The organism is Sorangium aterium (assembly GCF_028368935.1).
Lineage (GTDB): Bacteria > Myxococcota_A > Polyangia > Polyangiales > Polyangiaceae > Sorangium > Sorangium atrum.
This window is the reverse complement of the sequence record NZ_JAQNDK010000001.1, coordinates 2,944,797-2,966,098: the sequence shown is the minus strand read 5'-3', so window position 1 is coordinate 2,966,098 and position 21,302 is coordinate 2,944,797. Positions and strand designations below refer to the sequence as shown.

Here is a 21,302-nt window from a genome sequence, read left to right as displayed (position 1 = left end):
AGCTGGTTTGATTCGAGGAACAACGCGCTTGAAATCGATCAACGGAAAGAAGTCGCACACGGTCCGCGCGGCAGCGGCGCTCTCGTTCGCCGCCGCCGCTCTCCCCTTCCAGGCGTCCGCTCAGCCCGCGGCGCCGCCCCAGGCCCCGGCGCCGCAGGAGACCGCGGCGGCGGCCGGCGTCGAGCCGCTGAGTCGCCGCGTTGAAGAGCTCGAGCAGCAGCAGCGCGCGCTGCTCGAGCGCCTCGAGGCCGAGCGCAAGGCGGCCGCCGAGGAGCGGGCCAGCGCGGAGAAGGACAAGGGCAGCGGCGTCAAGGTGACGGCGGCTGCTGGAAAGGGCTTCACCGTCAAGACGGCGGACGACAAGTTCTCGTCCACGATCCGGGCCCGCCTGCAGGTCCGCGAGACCATCACGCACACGGGAGAGGACGATACGCACGAGATCAACGTGAGGACGGTGCGCCTCACGACGAGCGGGCATGTCCTCACGCCCGATCTCAAGTACAACGTGCAGCTCGCCTTCGGAGGCAACGATTTCGAGAAGGACAGCCCTTCTCCCATCTTGGACGCCTTCATCGAGTACACAGGGATCCGCGATCTCAACGTGCGTGTTGGCCAGTTCCTCACCCCGTTCAACCGGGCGCGGACCCTGCGCGAGCCCTCCCTCCAGCAGACCGATCGCCCGATCGCCGTCCGCGAGTTCAACCTCGATCGCGACGTCGGCCTGATGTTCTCGTCGCCCGATCTCTTCGGCTTCGGAGGCAAGCTGTCGTACAACCTCTTCGTCGGCGGCGGCGAGGGGCGCAATCGCTTCGGCGGCCAGAAGCACGGCCCGCTCGCGGTGGCGCGGCTCGCCGTCCGCCCGTTCGGCGCGTTCGACGACGATCAGGACGCCGACCTCGCGCGCGAGGCGAAGCCCCGGCTCGCGGTGGGCGTCACGGGCGCCTACAACCACCAGACCAACCGCCAGAACAGCACCTTTGGCACGACGCTCACGCTCGGCGCGGCCGACTACCTGCACGGCGCGGCCGATCTCGTCTTCAAATATGCCGGCTTCTCGCTCTCGGCCGAGGCCGTCGTGCGCCACGCCAAGAAGGACTCCTTCGAGGGCGAGGTCGACGGCGCGACCGTGCGGGAGTGGACCCGATCGGGTTACGGCTACTTCGCCCAGGCGGGCTACCTGCTGACCGACCGGGTCGAGGTCGCCGCGCGCTGGGACCAGATCTTCGCGGAGCGCGGCACCGATCCGAAGCTCGTCGATCTCGTCGACGCGCAGGGCAAGCAGGTCGGCGGCGGGCTCAATGTGTACCTGAACGGCTATGCGCTGAAGCTCCAGGGCGATTATTTCTACATCTTCGGCAAGGAAGGCGCCGATGCCCGCCACGTCGGTCGCCTCCAGCTCGATGCCTCGTTCTGAAGGGGGACAGCCGCGCCCGGGGAGCGCGCTCTCCAGATAGATGCCACGGAGCTCATCGCGGTGGCTGACGCGAGGCAGAATGCGCTCTCGAATCTCGCTAACGTTCGACAGGAGCGGCAGGGCCCGGCTTGCCGCGATCTGCCCGCTCGAGGGAGGGGTCAGGCCTGGCCGTCGAAGGCTCCATCCGCGAGCAGCCGGTCAAGCTCCGACCATAGCGGATCGCATTGTCCGCTGCGGAAGGCGGCTTTCTTGAACGCCTGCTGTTCGCCCTGATAGAGCCGCCACAGGCTCGCCTTGCGGTCAGCGATGCACGCGCGCACGTTCGCGAGGCGGTCCGCCGCTTTCACGACGAGCGCGATCTCGATTTCGCCCCGGGCCTGCGCCAGCTTGGCGTAGGTTTTTGCTTTCCGCTCCTTGCGATTCGCACCAGGCTCGTCGGTGAGCAAACTCACGCATGTGGCCACTTGCGATCCGAACTCCGCTTCAATGCTCGCGAGCGTAACGTCGGTGTCCTCCGCCACATCGTGCAGGTAGGCGACCACCACCGCCTCTTCTCCATACGGCTCCGCCAGCGCCGCGACTGCATCCAGATGAAAGGAGTACGGTCGGTCGCCGTACCGCTGGTCCCCGTGCGCAGCGACCGCGTACAACCGTGCCTTTTCGCTCGTGGTACTCATAAGGCCTAACCATCAGCCGATGGGTCAACCGAAGCCGGCGGACCAGGTCTGTCCAGATCGTCGCCTTTTATGAACTTCCCCACGGAGAGTCTCATGGATCGACTCTGCGCCGCAAGCGCTCGGCGCTGTGGTAGATTCGCCGCCCGGAGGTCTTCTCGTGGCACGATCCCGTGGCATTTTCGCCTCCATCGCCGCTGCGGCCGCGATGGTTTCCTGCGGGGGGGAGACCCCGCCGCCCGCGCTGGCACCGGCGGCCTCCGCTTCCGCCGCGCCCGTCGCGACAAATAGCGTCGAGCCCCCGCCTGCGGCTCCGGCTGCCCCTGCGGCGTCGACGGCGGCGCCCGAGCCGCACAAGCTCGCCGTGCCGAGCCCTGTCGCCAGGTACACCGGCTTCGCCAAGCCGGAGAGCGTGCTCTACGACGCGGACAACGACCGCTACCTCGTTTCGAACATCAACGGCAATCCGGACGACAGGGACAACAACGGCTTCATCTCCGTCCTCTCGCCCGACGGTCAGGTGACGAACCTGAAGTGGATCGAGGGCGGCAAGGACAAGGTCAAGCTCGACGCGCCGACAGGCACGGCGATCGCGAAGGGCGTGCTCTACGTGGCCGATCTCACGACCGTCCGGATGTTCGACCTCAAGACCGGGGCGCCGAAGGGGGATATCGTTATCCCCGGTACGACGTTGCTGAACGACATCGCGGCGGCTCCGGACGGCAAGGTCTACGTGTCCGACTCCGGCTTCAAGATCGGCGCGACGGGCAACCTCGAGGCGACGTCGAGCGACGCCATGTACGTCATCGAGAAGGGCAAGGCCAGGGCGCTGGTGAAGACCACCGATCTGCACATGCCGAACGGCCTCGCGTGGACCGACAAAGGGCTCGTGGTTTGCGCGAGCGGCGCTCCCGAGGTCTTCCGCCTCGACGAGAAGGGCGCCAAGCAGGACGTGACCACCACGGCGCCCGGCGGCCGCCTCGATGGCCTGATCTCCCTCGGAGACTCGCTCCTCGTGACCAGCCACGATGCTTCGGCGGTGCTTCGCGGGAAGCTCGGCGGGACCTTCGAGGTCGCGATTCCCGAGCAGAAGACGCCCGCGGATATCGGTTACGACACGAAGCGCGGGCGCGTCCTCGTGCCCCATGTGATGGTGGACACGGTCGACGTCTACGAGCTGAGGTGAGCCCGAGCGCCGGCGCGCTACGCCTCCGTGCGCGCGTCGCCGAGGTAGTAGTCGCGCTGCGCAGGATAGTAGTCGGCGAAGCTGGGCAGCGGCTCGCCGAGCCTGGAGGCGACGAGCATGTCGAGGTAATACTCCCAGCCCGGCCCGACATCGCCGGCGAGCGCTGGATCGGCGAGGCGCTGGATGAAGGTGAGCTCGGTGATCTCGCCCTTCGCCGCGAGCGACAGCTCGAACCGCCACCCGCCGTGCTCGTCCTTGGCCGAGAGCGCGAGGCGACGCGGCGGCTCGCACGTGTCGATCGAGAGGTCACACCACGGCGCCCCCTGCTCGAACGTCATCTGAAGGCGCACCGTCTTGCCGGGCCCCGCCTCGCCCTCCCACGGGCCGATCCAGCGCGCCGTGCTCTCGGAGGCGGTGACGCTCTGCCAGACATCCTCGATGGGGGCGCGAAAGCTGCGCGTGATGACGAGATCGGCGCCTGTCGCCGTGCTTCGGACGCGGCCTGTGGGTCGGGGGCTCATGCGGTCTCCTTCCTTCGTTTCGCTTCGTCGCGGGACGGGGGGGCGGTCGCCATGCGCCGCTGCCGGCCGACGCGGCGCACCTCGGTCTCGAGCGCGTCGAACCGGCGGTGCCACGGGCTCGCCGCGTGCAGATCTCGCAGGAACGCCTCGATCTCGGCCAGCGCACCGAGCTCGAGGCGGTACTCGCGCTCGCGACCGCACTGGGCGTCGCGCACCAGGCCCGCCTCGCGCAGCACGCGCAGGTGTCGGCTGACCGCCGGGCGGCTGACCGGAAACGCGCCGGCGATGGCGCCCGCCGTGGCGGTGCGATCGCGCAGCATCCGCAGGATCTCCCGCCGGATCGGATCCGCCAGCGCCTGGGCAACGGCGTCCATCGGCGTGATGTGTAACCGATGTGTTACGCGTGATCAAGCCCGCGCTGCCGGGCCCGCAGGTAAATTTCGTCCAATACGCGGTCGGCGCGATGCTCCAGGATGAGCGCCAACCATCCGACACGAGCACGAAGGAGCGCGACGATGACGAAGAGCAAGGTCCACCCCGTCCCGGAAGGTCAGACGTGCTTTCCCTACCTGAGCGCGCGGAGCGCCGCGGAAGCCATCGAGTTCTACAAGCGCGCGTTCGGCGCGCGCGAGGACTCGCGCATTCCGATGCCCGACGGGCGGATCGGGCACGCCGAGCTGTCCATCGGCCCCGCCCGGTTCTTCCTGTCGGACGAGTATCCCGAGCTCGGCGCCGTCAGCCCCGAGACGCTGGGAGGCAGCAGCCCGGCCGTCGTCGTCTACGTGGAGGACGTCGACGCGCTCGTCGCGCAGGCCGCGGCGGCAGGCGCGACCATCGATCGCCCGCCGCAGGACAAGCCGTTCGGAGACCGGACGGCCTGGCTCCGCGATCCGTACGGCCATCGCTGGTCCTTCGCGAGCCGGATCGAGGACGTCTCTCCCGAAGAGCTGCAGAGGCGCCTCTCGGCGATGTAGCGATCCGCCTCCGGGGCGCGGGAGAAGGGCGATGCCGTCGTGGCCGGCTACCCGGCGGGGGCGATCACCGAGGAGGATCGCGAGGGCATCGGCCTGGAGCTCTGCGCGGTGATCCTGGAGAAAAATCAGGACGGACTCGGAGCGAGCGGGGAGGGCGAGCGCGAGGATTGCGGCGCTTCACGGGCGGGAGCTTGCTAGGGTGTGCGGACCTCCATGCCCCCTGACGAACGCGCTCCTCTCCCGCTGCCGGCTCCCGCTCCGCTCACGCCTCCGGAGGGCTTCGCGGAGCGCCTCGCGGCGATCGGCGTCACCCTCGACGCCGCGGTGATCGCCAAGCTCGGCGACTACCTCGCGCGCTTGCTCGCGATGAACGAGCTGATGAACCTCACCTCGATCACGGATCCGGTCGAGGTCTGGGAGAAACACATCCTCGATTCGCTCACGCTCGTGCCCCTCCTGGAGGAGCTGAGCGCGGGGGCGCGCCTCGCCGACATCGGCTCGGGCGGGGGCCTCCCCGGCCTTCCGCTCGCCATCGCTCGGCCCGATCTGAAGGTGACTCTGGTGGAGGCGACGCAGAAGAAGGCTTCGTTCCTCGCCGCGGTGGCCGCGGGCCTCGGGCTCACCAACGTGTCGGTGCGCGCCGAGCGCGCCGAGCAGCTCGGCAAGGGCGATCTCCGCGGCGCGTTCGACGCGGTGACGGCGCGCGCGGTGGGGCGCCTCGTCATGCTGATCCCCCTGACGGTGCCCTTCGTGCGGCCCAACGGGATCGTGCTGCTGGTGAAGGGCCAGCGCGCCGAGGAGGAGCTCGCCGAGGCGAGCTGGGTCCTCGAGCGACAGCGGGCCGCCTTCGTGAAGACCGTGGGGACGCCGACGGGGAAGATCGTGGTGCTGCGGAAGGCGGGGGAGGAGCCGAAGCGCCATTTCGGGCGGTGATCCACGGCGGCGCGTCGCTCGCCGCGCATCCTCGTGCACACAGGCTCAGACCCTCGAAACAGACCGAGATAGAGCGCCGGCGCGCGTCTGTCCCTGTTGGTTCTATCCGCGTTGATAAACTTCAGCGGTATCCGGCGTGGCGAACGTGCTCTGTCCAGCGCCGGAGCGTGAATGACGCCCGAGGGCGAGCTCCGCTCGTCTACGGTGCGTGGATGCGAATCTTGACCTGGTTGACTCTGGGGCTCCTGTGCGCGGCGTGTGGTGACGACGTCGATCCGTCCGGCCCGGGAGGGGGCGGAGCCGGGGGGGCCGCCGCGGCGACCGCGGGCAGCGGCGGCGGCGGCGGCGGCGCGGGCGGCGAGGCCGCCAGTACCGGCGGCGGTGGCGGCGCGGGGGCCGGGGGCGACGCGACCGGTGGAGGATCGGGCGTCGGCGTCGATCTCGCTGCGCCAGACGCCCTCTTCCTCCACCCGGCGGGGGAGACGACCAACATGGTGTTTCACATCGCGATCGCCGGAGCCGACGACGGCGGCGCCTACGTGAGCGGCGAGGGGTTCGGCGAGATCACGCTGGGCGACCGGACGATCACCAAGCTGGGAGCGTTCCTCATCCGCCTCGATCCCGAGGGCGATCTCCTCTGGTCGGCGCCGATCGTCACGGCACAGCAATCCTCGGCGACGGCCGTGACCGTCGACCGAGCGGGCAATGTGCTCATCGCGGGCGAGCTCTATGGCGAGGTCACGATCGGGGGCATGACGCTGTCCGGCGCGACGGAAGATCCCGACGCGATGGTGGCCAAGCTCGACGCCGACGGCAACGTGCTCTGGGCGAAGCGCTTCGCCTCGACGGCCGCGGATCGCTGCTTTGCGATCGCGACCGACGCCACGGGCAATGTGTACGTGGGTGGCTATGTCGACGACGATATCGACTTTGGCGATGGCCTCCTTGCGGTGGATGGCGAGTCCCCGTTCCTCCTGAAGCTCACGCCGGGCGGCGACGTCGCCTGGGCCAAGGTGTTCAACAACGCCGGCGGCGCCGGCAGCGCCGTGGCCGGCATCGCCGTCCACGAGGGCGGCGACGTGTCGATCACGGGCTACGCCGACGGGGCGCTGAGCATCGACGGCACAGCGCTGTCGCTGCCTGCCGGCTCGACGATGATGGGCTTCATCGCCCGCTTCTCGAGCGCGGGGGAGGGCCGGTTCGCGCGGCGCTTCGGCGGGCCGGTGTTCGACATGGGCAACGAGATCGCCGTCGGTGAGGGCACCTTCCTCGCAGGCACGGTGAGCGGCGAGAGCGATGTGCTCGGGACGACGGTGGACGCGGACCTCGAGGGCGCGCCGTTCGTCGCGAAGCTCACGGAGAGCGGGACCGCCGAGTGGGTGATCACGCCGGAGCCGAGCGGCACGATGTACGGCCTCGCGCCCGACATGGCGGGCGGCGTCTACGCGGCGGGTCGCTACGATGATCTCGTCACCTTCGACTACACCCCGTTCGCGCTGCGCGCGAGCGCGTCCTCGGAGGTCACGGCGCTCCACCGTTACCCGTCGAGCGCCGGCTCCTCCGAAGGCATGGCGCTCACCTCCGGCGGCACGCTCTGGGTCGCCGGCACCTTCTACGGTTCCATCGACGTCGGCTCGGGTCCCGTCGCGTCGCCGAGCACGAGCGGATTCGTCTTCCGCATCCCGGCGCGTGAGTAGAAGAAGCAGAGGCGCCTCTCGGCGATAGAGCGATACGTCACCGGGGCGCGGGCGAGGGCGCCCCGGCGGTCACCTGTCCGGCAAGGCCACGATCCCGACATACGTGGGCTCGGGGACCTCGGTGACACGGCCTGTCGGCTCGAGGGCGCCCGTCGCCTCGTCCACGTGAAACGCGACGATGTTCCCCGACTCCTCGTTCGCGACGAGCATCAGCTTGCCTGTCGGCGAGATCTGGAAATGGCGCGGCGTCATGCCCTGCGTCGAGGCATGGCCGGCGGGCGTGAGCGTGCCCCGCTCGGGATCGACCGCGAAGATGGCGATGCTGTCGTGGCCGCGGTTCGACCCGTACACGAACTTGCCCGACGGGGACACCTGGACCTCGGCGGAGGCGTTTTCCTCGGCGCTCGCGCCGTCGGGCAAGGTCGAGACGGTGGCCAGGGCCGTGAACGTCCCGCGCGACGGATCGTAGCTCAGGGTGGTGATCGAGCCGGCAGACTCGTTGATCACGTAGGCGAACCGGCCGTTCGGGTGAAACTCGAGGTGCCGAGGCGTCGTGTCCGCGGGGAGCGAGAGGGCGGGCGGGTCGTTCGGCTCCATCTGGCCCGTGTCCGCGTCGAAGGTGAGCTGCGTTATCTCGTCGAGCCCGAGGTTGGTGACGAACGCAAACCGGTTTGCCGGATCGGTCATGGCGTGGTGCGACCTCGCCCGGCGGCCGAAGGACACGTCGAAGGCCGCCTGGCCGAGCGCGCCGTCCTGGCCCACGGGGAGCACCGCCGCCGTCCCGCCGGCGTAGTTGGCGACGAGGACGAAGCGCCCGGAGCGATCCGTGGACAGGTGGGCGGGGCCCGCGCCCTTCGAGGAGGCCCTGTTGACGAGCTCGAGCGTCCCGCCCTGGGGATCGATCCGGAACGCGCTCACCGCGCCCGACAGCTCCCCGTCCACCTCGTTCAGCTCGTTCGCCGCGAAGAGATGCTTGTGCGCGGGGTCGACGGCGAGGAAAGTCGGGTTCATCTCGGCGTCGAGCGGGCCCTGCACGGCCGAGAGCGCGCCGTCGGCGTCGTCCAGGCGGAAGACGAAGAGCCCCTCGTGACTGCCGACATAGACCACGAACGAGCGTTCGGCCTGCGAGCCGCCGCCCCCCGCGCCGCTGCCGCCCGCTCCACCGCTGCCGCCCGCGCCGCCGCCGCTCGCGCTGCTGGCGCTCGTGCTGCTGACGCTCGCGCCGTCGCCCTGGCTCGCGCCGCCACCGCCGCCGGCGCTGACGCCCGTCGTGGCGCCGTCGTTCGCGGCTCCGGCGCCGGAGCCGCCGCATCCGAGCCACAGCCCTGCCGCCAGAAAGAGGAGCGCGCGCTGCATCGACCTGGTTTCTCCTGCCTCCTGCGTTAGACCTGGCCAGCGCCGCGGCGCAAGCGCCACGGCGCGATCCTCTTCGCGGCGCGCGGCGGCAGGTCCGCGGCGGTCGCGCTGCCCCGCGGCGATGGCCGGGGAGGATGCGCGACGCCGCGCGACGCCTCAGGCTCGCCCGCGCAGCGCCCCGGCGGCGGCGCCGAGGAGCGCGCCGGCCGCGATGGGCACGCCGTGGGCGAACGCGATGTGGAGGAGATCGTCGATGTCGCAGTGCGTCCCGATGCCGACCACCACCCCGAGGCCGCACAGGGCTCCTATCGCGGCGCCACGCCACGCCGGCGCCGACAGGAACGAGCGGCGCAGCACGAGCGCCGCCAGCGTGAACGGCAGGACCGCCGTGCCGACGGCGCTGGCGACGCACCGGAGGTGCGTCGCCAGCGGCACCGGCGGATCGGCCATGGGCGACGTCGCGACGGCCGCGGCCAGGAACCCGGCCGGCACCGCGACGACGAGCGCTTGGATCGCCCTCACACCGGCCGGCAGGCCCCGGGCGCGCGGGCTTAGCGCGAGCAGCAGGCCGAGACCGGAGAGCGCCGCCGTGACGGCGAGCGGGACGGCGACCCGGAGAGAGGGGAGGTCGTCGCGGAAGCCCTCCCACCAGCTCACGAGCAGGATCCAGCCGAGCCCGGCCAGGAGCGCGCTCCAGGAGCGGCGCTCACGCGTCGGGCGCGTCAGCGACGGCTCGGCCGGCGCCTTGGCCACGGCGGGCGGCGGGCGGGCGGCGAGGTGGGCCGCGGGATCGGGGATCTCCTCCATCCCTTTCAGTAGGTCGCTCTCATTCACCATCGGCACCTCCGCGCACGCCTGCCTGCCCCTTGCCGCGGCGGCCGCTCCGCTCCGGTCTCGTTGTCGCGGGCCGGTCGTCGTTCCCCTCCTCCGCGCCCCTGCCCGCGCCGCGGTCCGCCTCGGGCCGCCGCTTGAGCTCCTCGAGCGCCGCCCGCAGCGCCTCGTAGGCGCGGAACGCGCGGAGCTTCACCGCGCTCGTGGTCGTCCCCAGGACCGCCGCGGCGTCCTGCACGCTCAGCCCTTCGTACCGCAGGAGGATGAACGCGTCGCGCTGCGACGCCGGGAGGCTCGCCAGCGTCCGCTCCACCGCCCGCGCCGTCTCGGAGGCGATCGCGACCGCCTCCGCGTCCGCGCCGCGCGCGTCTGGCGGCTCCGCGCCGGGATCGCTCGGGAGGCGCTCGGTGCCGCGGTGCTTCTGGGCGCGCGCGTGATCGAGGTAGACGTTGCGCGCGATGGCGTAGGCCCACGGCGCGACGGCGCCGCCGCGGGCGAAGCTCGATCGGGCCCGGTGCATCCGCAGGAACGTCTCCTGCGTCAGGTCGCCCGCGAGCGTCTCCGAGCCGCTCATGCGGGTGAGGTACGCGAGGAGGCGCGCCGCGAGCGCGCGGTGCAGCTCCGGAAACGCGCGCGCGTCGCCGCACGCGTACCGGTCCATCGCTTCGTTCAGGGCGAGCTCGTCCATGGCGGTCCTGACGGCATACACCGTCTGCGCGCCGGCGATCATCGCGAAGGCCCGAGGAGCGCCCCGCGCTCGGCGAGGTCGCTCAGCAGGGCCGCGGTGCTCTCCAGCACCGGCCCGTCGACCGGGTGTCCCAGCGCGGCGCAGCCCGCGACCACGGCGTCTCCGAGCGCGGCGCCCGCGAGGAGGCGGCCCAGGATCTCGGCCGCGAGCGGCGTGAGCTCGAGGAAGCGCACGTCGTGCGCGGCGTCGCGGTACACGAGCAGGCGCGTGGGCTCGCGCGCCGGCACGTCGCGCGCGGACTCGTCGCCTTGCAGCCTGTGGACCGCGTGCTCGTAGCGCACGAGCGCCGCGGCCCGCTGGAAGCGCGCCCCCCGGTCGAGCGACAGCTCCTCGCCCAAGGGCCCCGGCGCCTCATGGCGCGGCGTCCCCGGCGCCTCGTCGCCGAGCGGCCCTGACGCCCCGCCCGCGGCGACCTCCTCGTCCTGCTCGGCGCACGCCGCCGCGAAGGCGGCCAGCTCGTGGCGCGCGAGATCCGCGAGGTACGCGGGGACCTCCGGATCCCCGGCCCAGCGCGGCGCCGCGAAGCCCACGAACTCGAACGCGACGTCGCGGAGGTAGCGCGACCGGGGCGGCTCCCCCTCGATGAAGCGCGCCACGTCCGCCTCGAACCGCTCGCCGAGCCGCGCCGCGGTCCGGGGGATCCCGGCGCGGATCGCGCCCATCAGCCCGCGACGGATGAGGCTCCGGTAGAGCAGCAGCCGCTTCGGCGGGAGCGCGGCCATCGCCTCGAGGTCCGGCCCCTCGAGCCCGGCGCGGGCGAGCCACGCGCGTGGATCGGCCGTGATCGCTTCGCCGTCCGGCGCGGTCACGCTCCGCTGGAGCGCTCGCTCCAGCGCCGCGAGCTCCGGCGGCGGCGCGTTCGACGTCTCGCGCGTCTCGCACGTCCCGCGCGTCTCGCACGTCCCGCGCGTCTCGCCCGCCTCGCGCGCTGCGCTCACGCCCGCGCCTCCCGCGCGGCGAGCCCGCGCCGGTACGCCGCCTCGACCTCGGTGAGCTCGGCGAGCAGCGCGCCGAGCGGCGGCACGTCGTTGTCCCGCTCGAGCACGACCGGCACCGGCCCGGTCCGCGCGACCGCGCGGGCGAGCAGGTCGAGCACCGGGGCGATGGCGGGCGCGCCGTGCGTGTCGACGAGGACCTCCGCGTCGTTGCGCCACTCGTGCCCCGCGACGTGCATCGCGGCCACGCGCTCGGGAGGGATCTTCTCCAGGAACGCGATCGGGTCGAAGCCGTGGTTCCGGGCGTTGACGTAGACGTTGTTCACGTCGAGGAGGAGCCGGCAGCCGGCGCGCTCGAGCACCTCGACGAGGAAGTCGGCCTCGTCGAGCGAGGCGCGGCCCGGGACCAGGTAGTACGTGATGTTCTCGATCGCCATCGGGCGCTCGAGCCGCTCCTCCGCCTCGCGGATGCGGGCCGCGGCGTGGGCGGCGGCCGCGGACGTGTGCGGGAGCGGCAGGAGGTCGTGGAGGAACGCGCCGTCGACCCCGGAGAAGCAGAGGTGGTCGCTGTGGAAGGGGGGATCGAGCCGCTCGAGGAACCCCCCGAGCGCGCGCAGGTAGCCGGCGTCGAGCGGATCGAGCCCGCCGACGGACAGGGTGAGCCCGTGCGTCAGGATCGGGCGGTGCTCCCGGACGCGCCCGATCGCGGCGGGGAAGTAGCCGCCGCGCCGCATGTAGTTCTCGGGGGAGAGCTCGAAGAAGGGGACGGGCAGCGCCGCGTCGCGCGCGCCGCGATCGGGCGCGTCGAGCGCCGCGAGCACCTCGTCGAGGAACTCCCATCGGAGCCCGAGGCCGACGCCGGTGAGCGCGCTGCCGGTCATGGAGGTACGGGGAGGGCGCGGGGGGCCGCGATCAGCCGCAGGTGCCCTGGCCGCAGCCCGCGTGGCCGGGCTTCTTCCCGGCGGCGCCCGTCTTCTTGGCGCCGGGCTTGGCCTGGGCGGCGGTGGGCGGCGTGGGCGGCGCGGCCGTGGCCGCCGGGGTGGCCGTCGGGGCGACCTTCGGCGAGGTCGCGGCGGACTGCGCGTCGCTCGGCGGCGCGGGCTCGGCCGGGGCGGCGGGGACGTTCGCGCCCGCGGCGGCGTCGCCGGAGGCGGCCTCGGTCGGCGCGGGCGCCGACGCGGGCTCGGCCGGGGCGGCGGGGGCGGTCTGCTCTGCGGGGACCTCGCTCGCGTTGACCGGCGCCTGCGCGCCGGCGCAGCCGCTCATCACCATGGCGCCGGCGCTCAACGCGGCGAGGGTCTCGTAAATGCTCTTCTTCGACAGCATCGTGTGGCTCCTCTGGTTCTCGTCTCGACGGGCCTGCGCCCACCGTTGTCGTCTCGACGGGCCTGCGCCCTCCGGCGGGCACAGGCGTGATCCGGCTCCCGGCGGCTTCCGGACCGCCGTGTCATCTCAGAGCCGCTGCGTCGCCGCAACGGCTCACTCGCGGGCGGCGCGCCGCGCTCACCGCGCGCCGCCGTCCGCTGCCGCCGGCGCCGCGGGGGCCGCGCCGGCGGTCGCGGTCAGCTCGAGCGTCACCAACGCCTCCTTGGCGACCTTGGGCGAGAGCACCTCGAGCGTCTTCTGGGCGAGCTTGCCGAACGCCTCGCGCGGGCGGACGTCGTGCTCGGCGAGCCCCACCGGGAACGGCTTCGCCGTCTTCACGGTGACGCTGGCGGGCTTGTCGCCCTCGTACCTGAACGTGGCGATGAGCTCCACGGTCCTCGGGGACTGCCGCTGGTGCAGCAGCAGGTCGCCCGACGCCGTGACGGTCACCGTCCGCTCCGCGCCGGACAGCTTCGACAGGTCCTTCTCGCCGGAGGTCGAGATCGACCGGATCGCGAACTGGGCCTTCTCGTTCTTCGCCCGGACGTCGTCGGGCGTGTCCTTCGAGATCTCGAGCCAGGTGCGCGCGTGCTGGTTCTGCAGGTCGCTCTTCTTCTCCTCGCCGGGCTTGCCGTCGTCGCCCACGGCGGTCTGGAAGAGCTCGATCGTGGAGAGGTCGACCGTGATGAGGCCCGTCGTCCTCGTGATGTCGGCGGGGTCGACCTGGAGCGTCCCCGCGGCGGCGCCCGCGATCCGCCCGCGGATCTTCTCCTGCGGCGCATCCATCACGAGCTCGACCTTGCTGCCCGCGCGGTCGATCGCGAAGGCCGCCGCGGCGGGCGCCTTCGGCTCCGGCGCCTTGAGCTCTGTCGCGGCGGGCGCGAGGCTCGGCTGCTCCCCCTGGCACGCGGCCGCGCCCAGGCCGGCGGCCGCGAGCGCGAGGAGGAGCAAGGTCCTTGTCCGGATCGTCTTCACGCTCGCCTCCTGCATCTCTCGAGTTGTTGCGCGCCCGCGCGCGAGGGCGCGCGGCGGTCTCCACTTGAACAGGAAGGCCGGCGCCCGGGAAGGGAGATCGGGGTCATCGCCCTGGCTCGCCTGCCCGCTCGGCGCCTCGGTTCCATGGGTTCCATGTCCGAGCTACGTGCGAGCGGCGCCGTGGTTTCGGTCGCGGCCGCCGGTGCGGCGCAGGGCGCAGCCCGCCGGACCTGCGCTGCACAGCCACGTGTGGCCTGGGGTGTGCACGAGGCGGTCGTCGAAGACGGAACGAGCCAACCGGAGACAACTGCAATGAGCACGCGACGACTCGCGGCGGCTGCCATGACCGCCGCCGGAATGATGGCGCTCGCCGGCGCGGCGGAGGCGCAGGGCGCGGCGGGCCGGGATCAGCACGTCCGGCCGACAGGCAACATCCCTCCGGCGGATCAACCGCTCATCCGGCGCATCCCCGAGCCGACCCTCGCGGTCGAGGGCGGCTTTGGCATGCTGGGCTACGTGGGCGGCGCCGCGGGCATCGGGCCGAGCTGGAACGTGCGGGTGACCGGGACCATGTCGCCGCGCGTGGCCGTCGAGGGCAACTACACCGGCTCGGTGAACCAGCGAACGATCGCGGGGAAATCGCTGGTGATGACCGCGCTCGACGCGGGCCTGCGTTACAACATCCTGCGCGCTGACGAGGCGATCGTGCAGCCGTTCGTTGTCGCGGGCGTTGGCTACGTGGGCTGGGCGGGCCGCGGCGGCGACCCGTTCGCGGTGTCGGTGCCGCTCACCGCGGGCGTGGAGCGGCTCGTCACGCGCAACGTCAAGGTGGGCGCCCGGTTCAACTTCCGCCCTGCGTTCTTCGACGATCTGACCATCGGCGGCGTGACGAACCGGACGGGCGGCGACAGCTGGTCGCTGCTCGCGCACGGCGGCGGCGCGTTTTGACAAGGGGCATCGCGTATTGACCAGGGCCGCGCCTGCGGGACGAGGCGGGCGCGCGCGGGGCCCCTGTCGTTCCGTGGAGTGGAGTAGGCTGCCGGCCGCTCGGGCGGCGGCCCGCCTTCGGGGCTCCGCGGCCGGGCTTCATCCACGGAGAACGACGGTATGAACACGCGCAGCCACTCGCCCCGTCGGGGCCTGAGCCTCTTCTTCACGGGGCTCGTTTTCACGGGGCTCGCGCTCGTCTCGAGCGCGGCTTGCTCCAGCCAGCAGCCGGCGACCCAGGGGACGTCGACGGCGGCCGGCGAGCGGCGGGAGAACGACTGTTCGACTGGGCCGCTCCTCGAGTGCCCCGAGGGGCAGCTCGACGGCTGCGCCAACGGGACCACCACGGAGCACCGATGTGTGGCGGCGGGGCGGGGGAGGTGCCTCGACATCCGGGCGGCGCTCGTGAAGTGCCTGGACGGCGAGATCCTGACGCACGACGGCTGCCCCGAGCCGGCCTACATGCAGCGGTGCGCGCCCAGGTCCGCGCAGCTGCCGTGAGGTGGCGCGGTTGTCGTCTGAAAATATCCGTGGTCGACTCGGTCTCTTCTCGCTGTCTGCAGCGCTCACCGATCGCCCTGGTGTCGCGCCCGCCGGCCGGGCGGCTCAGCGATGCTTCCCCGCTACCCCGACGCGCGGGGCGGCCTCGGCGCGGAGATCTTCGTAGTCGAGATGATCGGCCCCCCCGCGTACGAGCCGGCGCCGCCTTCGCTGCCCCAGCTGTCGACCTCATCGGGGGGAGTGTCCTCGAGCTCGCCAGACGGCGTGATCGGCCCGCGGACGCCCGGGACATCCGCCTGCGGAAGAGGCCGCTTCTCCTCGCTGACCGCGTGCCCGGGGCGCGGGGCGCCCGGCGGATCGTGCGTCTTGTCGACTCCCATGTCTCCTCCTTCCCGAGGACTCCTGGGACCGGCGCGCTCGATCGTCCACTCCTCCCCTGCGGGCGCTGCCCTGTCTGCCCGCCGCCCCCGGCTCACCCCTCGTCCATGACGGGGATCGTGAACCTGAAGGTCGTCCCCACCCCCACGCGGCTCTCCACGTGGATCGTCCCCCCGTGCGCCGCCACGAGCTCCCGCGCGATGGCCAGCCCGAGCCCGGTGCCCTTGTAGCCGTTCCGCTGGCCGCGCCAGAACCGCTCGAAGAGGTGGGGCAGCTCGTCCTCCGGGATCCCCGGCCCCGTGTCGGCCACCGAGAAGACGACATGCTCCTCCCCGCGCTCGCACCGCAGCGTGATCGCCCCCTGGGCGCCCGTCACCTGGAGCGCGTTGCTCAGGAGGTTGGTGAGCACCTGGAGCACCCGATCGCGATCACACGTGACGAGCGGGACGTCGTCGGCCGCCACGACCCCCAGCTGGATCCCCTTCTCCTGGGCCTGCGACTCGAACGTCTCGACCGCCTCCCTGCCGATCTCCCGCGGATCCTGCGGCTGCCGGCGCAGCGCCAGCCGGCCGGCGCGCAGGCTGGCGAAATCGAGCAGGTCGTGGAGCAGCCGATCCATCCGGTGCGCCGAGCGCTGGATCGCCTGGATCGCCTTCGTGTCGCCCTTCTCCCCCCGCGCCGCCGCGCGCTTCATCATCACGGCGGCCGCCGTGAGGATCGCGCTCAGGGGGTTCCTGAGGTCGTGGGACACCGTGGCGAGCACGTTGTCCCGGAGCTCGATCGCGCGCTGCGCCGCCTCGTACAGGCGGGCGTTGTCCGCGGCGAGCGCCGCCCGCTGCGCCAGATCGTGCGCCACCGCGAGGTCCGCCTCGTCGTAGACCCGGCCGGACCCCGCCGTCGCCAGCGTGATGCAGCCGAAGGTGCGGCCCCGCGCGACCATCGGGACCACCATGGCCGACGTGATCCCGAGCGCCTGGGCGAACCGGCGGAAGGCGCCGTTCTCGTCGAGCGAGGCGAGCAGCGGGTGCGACAGATCCCCGATGAGCTCCGGGCGCTCGCTGCAGAGGGCCCGCTCCAGCAGGGCGGCCAGCGGCGGCGGGGGATCCTGCTCGCGGAAGAGCGCCCGCGCCCTCTGGAGCTCCTCCGGGCCCGCGTGCGTCACCGTGATCCCGCGCGACTGCTCGAGATCCGGCAGCGTCTGGATGACGCACCAGTCTGCCAGCTCGGGGACCGTCAGGTGCCCCACCCGGTCGAGCGTGCCCTGGAAGTCGAGGGTGTCGCTGAGGGCCGCGCTCGCGGCGGCCAGGAAGCGCTCCCCCTGCTCGGCGCGCGTCCGCTCCGTGATGTCGAAGAAGGTCACGACGGCCGCCATCACGCGTCCGACCGGATCCCGGACCGGCGCCGAGCGCACGAGGATCCGCCCCCGCGCGCCGTCGTCGCGGACGATGTCGATCTCCTCGTCGATCACGACCTCGCCTGTCGTGATCGTCCGCGCGAGAGGCCAGTCCCGGGCCTCGTACTGCCTGCTCGAGCGAGGGTCGAAGCCCTGGCAGACGGCGTATCCATCGATATTCGGGATCTGCAGGAGCGGCAGCCCGAAGATCGCCCCGGCCTGGGGGTTCGAGAGGAGGACGCGCCCCGTCGGCGGCTCGGCGATGACGAGCCCCGCCGGCATCTGCTCGACGACGGTCGCGAGCAGGGCGCGGGCGTCGTCCGCCTGGCGCCGCGACGCGCGCTCCTTCGCGACGAGCTGCGCCTGCACGATGATGCCGGTCGCCCGGCTTGTCATCGTGCGCAGCATCAGCGCGTCGTCCTCGGAGAACTCCTCGGCGTTGCGGGAGCCGAGGATCGCGACGCCGATGGCGTGCCCCTCGTGGATCAGCGGCACGCCGTAGACGGCGCGCAGCCCCCTCGCCCGGAGCTCCCGCGCGGTCACGGGCATGCCGCCGGCCGCGGCGTCGAGCGACGTGGGGCCGCGCAGCGCGAGGACCGCGCGGGCGAACTCCCGCGCCGCCTCGAGCGGGGGCCCGGGCAGCGGCCCGTCGTCGAGGCCCGCGGTCGCGTGGACCTCGAGGGCGTCCCCGTCCCCGAGCAGGACGATCGCCACGTCCACGGCGGCCGCCGCCTCCCGGGTGGCGCGGAGGAGCGCCTTCAGGAAGGCGTCCAGATCGCTGCTGCCGAGCGCGGCCGTCGAGATGGCGTCGAGCGCCTGGAGCAGGCGCACGCGCGCCGCCTGGTAACGGGACACCGCGTCGGCGATCGCCTCGTCGATCGTCCCGTTCAGCTGGATGAGCTCACGCGCCCCGGCCCCGTCGCCGTCCCGCTCCCAGAGCTCCAGGATGACAGCGCGGAGCGCCGCGTACTCCATCACGACGTCGGCGAGGTCGTATCCGTGGGCCAGTCGGCTCAACGCGTGGAGCCCGGGGACCCCCCGGAGCTTCCGCTCGACCGCGGCCGCCGTGCCCGCGCTGCGCGTGCCCTCGGCGATGTAGGCGAGGAGGTCCGGGAGGTGGTCCGTCGGTCTCGGCACCGGCAGCCGCCGCGCCGGGCTGAGCGCCTGGACTCGACGCTTCCAGGCATCCAGGAGCGCGTCGTGGTGGCGCTGGATGAAGTCGGAGAGCCGCTTTGGGTTCGGTCTACCGAGCAGATCCATCGGGGACCTCACGATAGCGCGAATCGTTGAGCACGTGCTCACCTCGCGCCGAATCGAACCGACGAATCGACGAGAGAGCGCCGCGCACGGGCGGAGCTTGCTCGCCGCGCGCGCCGCACACCACGCGCCACACGCCGCGAGCGCCACGTCGGCGCGGGTCAGCTCCGGATGCCTGGCGCCTCGTGTCCGCTCTGGGCGACATACTCCAGATATCCCCCGCCATACACGCGCGGGCCGTCGGGCAGGAGCTCCAGGACGCGGTTGGACAGCGCGGCGAGGAAGCGGCGATCGTGCGAGACGAACAGCATGGTGCCCTCGAACGAGGAGAGCGCTCCGACGAGCATCTCCTTGGTCGCCATGTCGAGGTGGTTCGTCGGCTCGTCGAGCACGAGGAAATTCGGCGGATCATAGAGCATGATCGCGAGCACGAGGCGCGCCTTCTCGCCGCCGGACAGGATGCGACAGGGCTTGTCGATGTCGTCGCCGGAGAAGCCGAACGCGCCGGCGAGCGTGCGGAGCGAGCCGATCGAGGCCTGGGGGAAGCTCGCCACGATGGATTCCCAGACGGACCGGGTCGGGTCGAGGAGCTCCATCGCGTGCTGCGCGAAATACCCCAGCTTCACGCTCGCGCCCACGCTCACTCCGCCTGCGTCCGGGGCGGAGGCCCCCGCGACGAGCTTGAGGAGGGTGGATTTGCCGGCGCCGTTCACGCCCATCACACACCAGCGCTCGCGGCGGCGGATCAGGAGATCGAATCCGTCGTAGATGGACCGCCCGCCGAACGACTTCTTCACCCCGCTGAGCCTCGCCACGTCGTCGCCCGAGCGCGGCGCGGGCTTGAACTCGAAGCGGATCGTCCTCCTGCGCTTCGGGGGCTCGACCTTGTCGATCTTCTCCAGCTTCTTCACGCGCGACTGGACCTGCGCCGCCTTGGCGGCCTGGGCCTTGAAGCGCTCGATGAAGCGCATCTCCTTCGCGAGCATCGCCTGCTGGCGCTCGTACTGCGCCTCGGCTTGCTGCTCGTTGACGGCGCGCTGCTGCTCGTAGAACTCGTAGTCGCCGGAGTAGCTGGTGAGCTCGCCGCCGTCGATCTCGATGATCTTGGTGACGATGCGGTTCATGAACTCTCGGTCGTGCGAGGTCATGACGAGCGCCCCGGCATACTGCTTCAGGTACCCTTCGAGCCAGATGATCGACTCGATGTCGAGGTGGTTGGTCGGCTCGTCGAGCAGGAGCGCGTCGGGCCTCATGAGGAGGATGCGGGCGAGCGCGACGCGCATCTTCCACCCGCCCGAGAGGGCGCCCACGTCGCCGTCCATCGTGGCCTGGCTGAAGCCGAGCCCCGCGAGGATCTCGCGCGCCTTGGCGTCGAGCGCGTAGCCGCCGAGCTCTTCGTAGCGGGCCTGGGCCTGCCCGAAGCGCTCGATCAAGCTCTCCATTTCGTCCATGCGCTCGGGGTCGGCGAGCGCGGCCTCGAGCTCGCGGAGCTCCGCGGCGACGTCGGAGACCGGGCCGGCGCCGTCCATGGTCTCGGCGACGGCGCTCCTGCCCTTCATCTCGCCGACGTCCTGGCTGAAGTAGCCGATGGTGACGCCGCGGTCGATGGCGACCTGGCCGCCGTCGGGCGCCTCCTCCTTGGTGATCATCCGGAAGATGGTCGTCTTGCCCGAGCCGTTGGGCCCCACAAGGCCGACCTTCTCGCCGCGGTTCACCGCCGCGGAGGCCTCGAGGAAGAGGATCTGCTTGCCGTGCTGCTTGCTGATGGAATCGAGACGGATCACGAGGCGCACTGCCGCTGGGGGCGGCTCCTTTCCGCGCCCCCTATACCAGACGGCCCGTCGCGCGATGGGGCATTTCGCCCACCGCCGTCGGCGCCGGCGCGCGCGCCATGAGTCGCCCGCTGTGAATCGATGCCTTGCTCGTCTTCGGGCGCATTCCGGGCGCATTGCGCAGGAGCCCGTTTTTTTCTCTCCTGCTATGGGCGCGCTTTCTATCTATTTTTCGGGCTCATGCGCGCTTGATGTCGCGCGGCCGAGAGGGCAGAAGGCCCGGCATGAGCAAGGTCCAGATCCTCTCTTATGCCGGCTGCAGCACCTGCAAGCGAGCGCTGAAGTGGCTCGGCGAGCGCGGCATCGACGTCGCCGTGCGCCCCATCGTCGATGAGCCGCCGACGGCCGCCGAGCTCGCCCGGTGGGTCCCTGCGAGCGGGCTCTCGGTGCGCCGATGGCTCAACACGAGCGGGCAGAGCTACCGCGCGCTCGGCAAGGCGCGGGTGGACGCCGCGAGCGACGACGACGTCGTGCGGTGGCTCACCGAGGATGGGAAGCTCGTGAAGCGGCCTGTGCTGGTGAAGGGAAACCGGGTGCTCGTGGGCTTCCGCGAGGACGACTACGCCGCGCTGTTCGGCTGAGGTGCTCGGCTGAGCCCGCTGTCAGGGGGCCGAGGTGAAGCGGCCTCCCCGGACCTGGCTCAGCTCGAACGAGCTCTCCGGATCCAGGTTGTTGTCCGTCGTGCCGTTGCGCGAACGGCGGATCACGACGTCCACGTCGCAGCTCTCGGGCTCCCGCGAGCTGGTGGCCTCCAGCGCGCCCGCGCCGATGGTGTACGTCCCCGGGTCGCCGCCCACATCGAACGTCTTGGAGAAGATGCAGTCGCCCTTCACGTCGATCACCATGTCGTCCCCGGACGCGCTCGGCGACCACGCGATCGTGAGGTCCTCGCCGCGCGGGACTGGCTCTCTGGGCAGCGCCTCGAGGTCGAACGGATCGGGGAGCGTCCCCACGTTGTTCGTCGCGTCGTCGTCCTCGTCGTCGCGGTCCAGCAGCACCTTGATCTCGGTGCCTCCTGCGCCGACGTCGACGCTGGCCTCGTAGACACCGGAGCTCTCGGCGGACATCGCGACCGCCTCGCCGTCCACGGTCGCCGAGATCCGATCTCCCGCGCTCAGGATGACGTACGTGTTGCTCTCGTCGCCGCCGGCCTTGAGGGTGGCCCGCACGGTCGTCGACGACGCGCTCTCGGCGATCGCCTCCAGGGTCGCCGAGATCCCTCCGGTCTTGATCTGCTGCGAATCGAGCGTCTCCGTGCAGCCTGCGAGCAGACCGGAGGCTGCGATCCCGAACATGGCCATCGTGGTCTTCGTGATCATGAGTTGCCCTTTCCTCACCGCCTCAC

General features: G+C 71.9%; 23 protein-coding genes. 9 read left to right on the top strand and 14 right to left on the bottom strand.

The features are described 5' to 3' along the window. Nucleotides 1–28 precede the first annotated feature (28 nt). On the top strand, nt 29–1,414 hold the full coding sequence (locus POL72_RS10850; protein WP_272095022.1) for a porin: 1,386 nt from the start codon (nt 29–31) through the stop codon (nt 1,412–1,414). Between the two features lie 158 nt (nt 1,415–1,572). Here the strand turns inward: POL72_RS10850 and POL72_RS10845 are convergent, their stop codons facing one another. After that, the gene (locus POL72_RS10845; RefSeq protein WP_272095021.1) at nt 1,573–2,091 is read right to left on the bottom strand and encodes an HD domain-containing protein; all 519 of its coding nucleotides are present in this window, start codon (nt 2,089–2,091) and stop codon (nt 1,573–1,575) included. A 157-nt stretch (nt 2,092–2,248) separates the two neighbouring features. Here POL72_RS10845 and POL72_RS10840 point away from each other — a divergent pair, with 157 nt between their 5' ends. Next, on the top strand, nt 2,249–3,274 hold the full coding sequence (locus POL72_RS10840) for an SMP-30/gluconolactonase/LRE family protein (protein ID WP_272095020.1): 1,026 nt from the start codon (nt 2,249–2,251) through the stop codon (nt 3,272–3,274). Nucleotides 3,275–3,291: 17 nt separating this feature from the next. Here the strand turns inward: POL72_RS10840 and POL72_RS10835 are convergent, their stop codons facing one another. Both POL72_RS10835 and POL72_RS10830 read right to left on the bottom strand, forming a co-directional pair. Then, the gene (locus POL72_RS10835; RefSeq protein ID WP_272095019.1) at nt 3,292–3,795 is read right to left on the bottom strand and encodes an SRPBCC family protein; all 504 of its coding nucleotides are present in this window, start codon (nt 3,793–3,795) and stop codon (nt 3,292–3,294) included. Then, complete coding sequence (locus tag POL72_RS10830; protein WP_272095018.1) at nt 3,792–4,169, bottom strand: ArsR/SmtB family transcription factor; 378 nt, start codon at nt 4,167–4,169, stop codon at nt 3,792–3,794. Before POL72_RS10830 ends, POL72_RS10835 begins: the two co-directional genes overlap by 4 nt. Before the next feature lie 141 nt (nt 4,170–4,310). On the opposite strand from POL72_RS10830, the gene POL72_RS10825 reads away from it, so the two are divergent. The 4 genes from POL72_RS10825 to POL72_RS10810 all read left to right on the top strand — a co-directional run bounded on the left by POL72_RS10825 (nt 4,311) and on the right by POL72_RS10810 (nt 7,399). Beyond that, nucleotides 4,311–4,769, top strand: coding sequence for a VOC family protein (locus POL72_RS10825; protein ID WP_272095017.1), 459 nt, complete (start codon nt 4,311–4,313; stop codon nt 4,767–4,769). Nucleotides 4,770–4,808: 39 nt separating this feature from the next. Beyond that, nucleotides 4,809–4,967, top strand: a complete 159-nt coding sequence (locus POL72_RS10820) for a hypothetical protein (protein ID WP_272095016.1) — start codon at nt 4,809–4,811, stop codon at nt 4,965–4,967. 15 nt (nt 4,968–4,982) lie between these two features. Then, entirely contained in the window at nt 4,983–5,702 is a 720-nt protein-coding gene (rsmG, locus tag POL72_RS10815) for a 16S rRNA (guanine(527)-N(7))-methyltransferase RsmG (RefSeq protein WP_272095015.1), read from the top strand. Between the two features lie 221 nt (nt 5,703–5,923). Further along, nucleotides 5,924–7,399 carry a hypothetical protein gene (locus POL72_RS10810; RefSeq protein WP_272095014.1) on the top strand — a complete coding sequence of 492 codons (1,476 nt, stop codon included), beginning with the start codon at nt 5,924–5,926 and terminating at the stop codon, nt 7,397–7,399. 69 nt (nt 7,400–7,468) lie between these two features. On the opposite strand, the gene POL72_RS10805 is transcribed toward POL72_RS10810, so the two are convergent. The 7 genes from POL72_RS10805 to POL72_RS10775 form a co-directional block, all read right to left on the bottom strand. After that, the gene (locus tag POL72_RS10805; RefSeq protein WP_272095013.1) at nt 7,469–8,755 is read right to left on the bottom strand and encodes a lactonase family protein; all 1,287 of its coding nucleotides are present in this window, start codon (nt 8,753–8,755) and stop codon (nt 7,469–7,471) included. A gap of 156 nt (nt 8,756–8,911) precedes the next feature. Then, nucleotides 8,912–9,592, bottom strand: a complete 681-nt coding sequence (locus tag POL72_RS10800; protein WP_272095012.1) for an NrsF family protein — start codon at nt 9,590–9,592, stop codon at nt 8,912–8,914. Continuing rightward, on the bottom strand, nt 9,582–10,274 hold the full coding sequence (locus POL72_RS10795) for an RNA polymerase sigma factor (RefSeq protein ID WP_272095011.1): 693 nt from the start codon (nt 10,272–10,274) through the stop codon (nt 9,582–9,584). Before POL72_RS10795 ends, POL72_RS10800 begins: the two co-directional genes overlap by 11 nt. A 38-nt stretch (nt 10,275–10,312) precedes the next feature. Beyond that, a complete protein-coding gene (locus tag POL72_RS10790) occupies nt 10,313–11,272 on the bottom strand; it encodes an HvfC/BufC N-terminal domain-containing protein (protein ID WP_272095010.1) in 960 nt (319 codons plus the stop codon). After that, on the bottom strand, nt 11,269–12,150 hold the full coding sequence (locus POL72_RS10785; protein WP_272095009.1) for an MbnB/TglH/ChrH family RiPP precursor modification enzyme: 882 nt from the start codon (nt 12,148–12,150) through the stop codon (nt 11,269–11,271). Before POL72_RS10785 ends, POL72_RS10790 begins: the two co-directional genes overlap by 4 nt. 31 nt (nt 12,151–12,181) lie before the next feature. Next, nucleotides 12,182–12,595 carry a hypothetical protein gene (locus POL72_RS10780; RefSeq protein WP_272095008.1) on the bottom strand — a complete coding sequence of 138 codons (414 nt, stop codon included), beginning with the start codon at nt 12,593–12,595 and terminating at the stop codon, nt 12,182–12,184. A gap of 177 nt (nt 12,596–12,772) precedes the next feature. Further along, entirely contained in the window at nt 12,773–13,609 is an 837-nt protein-coding gene (locus POL72_RS10775) for a hypothetical protein (protein WP_272095007.1), read from the bottom strand. Between the two features lie 312 nt (nt 13,610–13,921). Here POL72_RS10775 and POL72_RS10770 point away from each other — a divergent pair, with 312 nt between their 5' ends. Both POL72_RS10770 and POL72_RS10765 read left to right on the top strand, forming a co-directional pair. After that, entirely contained in the window at nt 13,922–14,557 is a 636-nt protein-coding gene (locus POL72_RS10770; RefSeq protein WP_272095006.1) for a hypothetical protein, read from the top strand. A gap of 159 nt (nt 14,558–14,716) precedes the next feature. Next, nucleotides 14,717–15,097, top strand: coding sequence for a hypothetical protein (locus POL72_RS10765; RefSeq protein WP_272095004.1), 381 nt, complete (start codon nt 14,717–14,719; stop codon nt 15,095–15,097). 122 nt (nt 15,098–15,219) lie between these two features. Here POL72_RS10765 and POL72_RS10760 read toward each other — a convergent pair whose 3' ends face one another. The 3 genes from POL72_RS10760 to POL72_RS10750 all read right to left on the bottom strand — a co-directional run bounded on the left by POL72_RS10760 (nt 15,220) and on the right by POL72_RS10750 (nt 19,909). Continuing rightward, nucleotides 15,220–15,477 (bottom strand): hypothetical protein, encoded by a 258-nt coding sequence (locus POL72_RS10760; protein WP_272095003.1) that lies wholly within the window; start codon nt 15,475–15,477, stop codon nt 15,220–15,222. A 92-nt stretch (nt 15,478–15,569) separates the two neighbouring features. Next, on the bottom strand, nt 15,570–18,140 hold the full coding sequence (locus POL72_RS10755; protein ID WP_272095002.1) for an ATP-binding protein: 2,571 nt from the start codon (nt 18,138–18,140) through the stop codon (nt 15,570–15,572). Between the two features lie 146 nt (nt 18,141–18,286). Beyond that, complete coding sequence (locus tag POL72_RS10750; protein WP_272095001.1) at nt 18,287–19,909, bottom strand: ABC-F family ATP-binding cassette domain-containing protein; 1,623 nt, start codon at nt 19,907–19,909, stop codon at nt 18,287–18,289. A gap of 272 nt (nt 19,910–20,181) precedes the next feature. Here POL72_RS10750 and POL72_RS10745 point away from each other — a divergent pair, with 272 nt between their 5' ends. Continuing rightward, nucleotides 20,182–20,538, top strand: coding sequence for a Spx/MgsR family RNA polymerase-binding regulatory protein (locus tag POL72_RS10745; RefSeq protein WP_272095000.1), 357 nt, complete (start codon nt 20,182–20,184; stop codon nt 20,536–20,538). 21 nt (nt 20,539–20,559) lie between these two features. Here the strand turns inward: POL72_RS10745 and POL72_RS10740 are convergent, their stop codons facing one another. Further along, nucleotides 20,560–21,276 (bottom strand): hypothetical protein, encoded by a 717-nt coding sequence (locus tag POL72_RS10740; RefSeq protein WP_272094999.1) that lies wholly within the window; start codon nt 21,274–21,276, stop codon nt 20,560–20,562. Between the last annotated feature and the right edge of the window lie 26 nt (nt 21,277–21,302).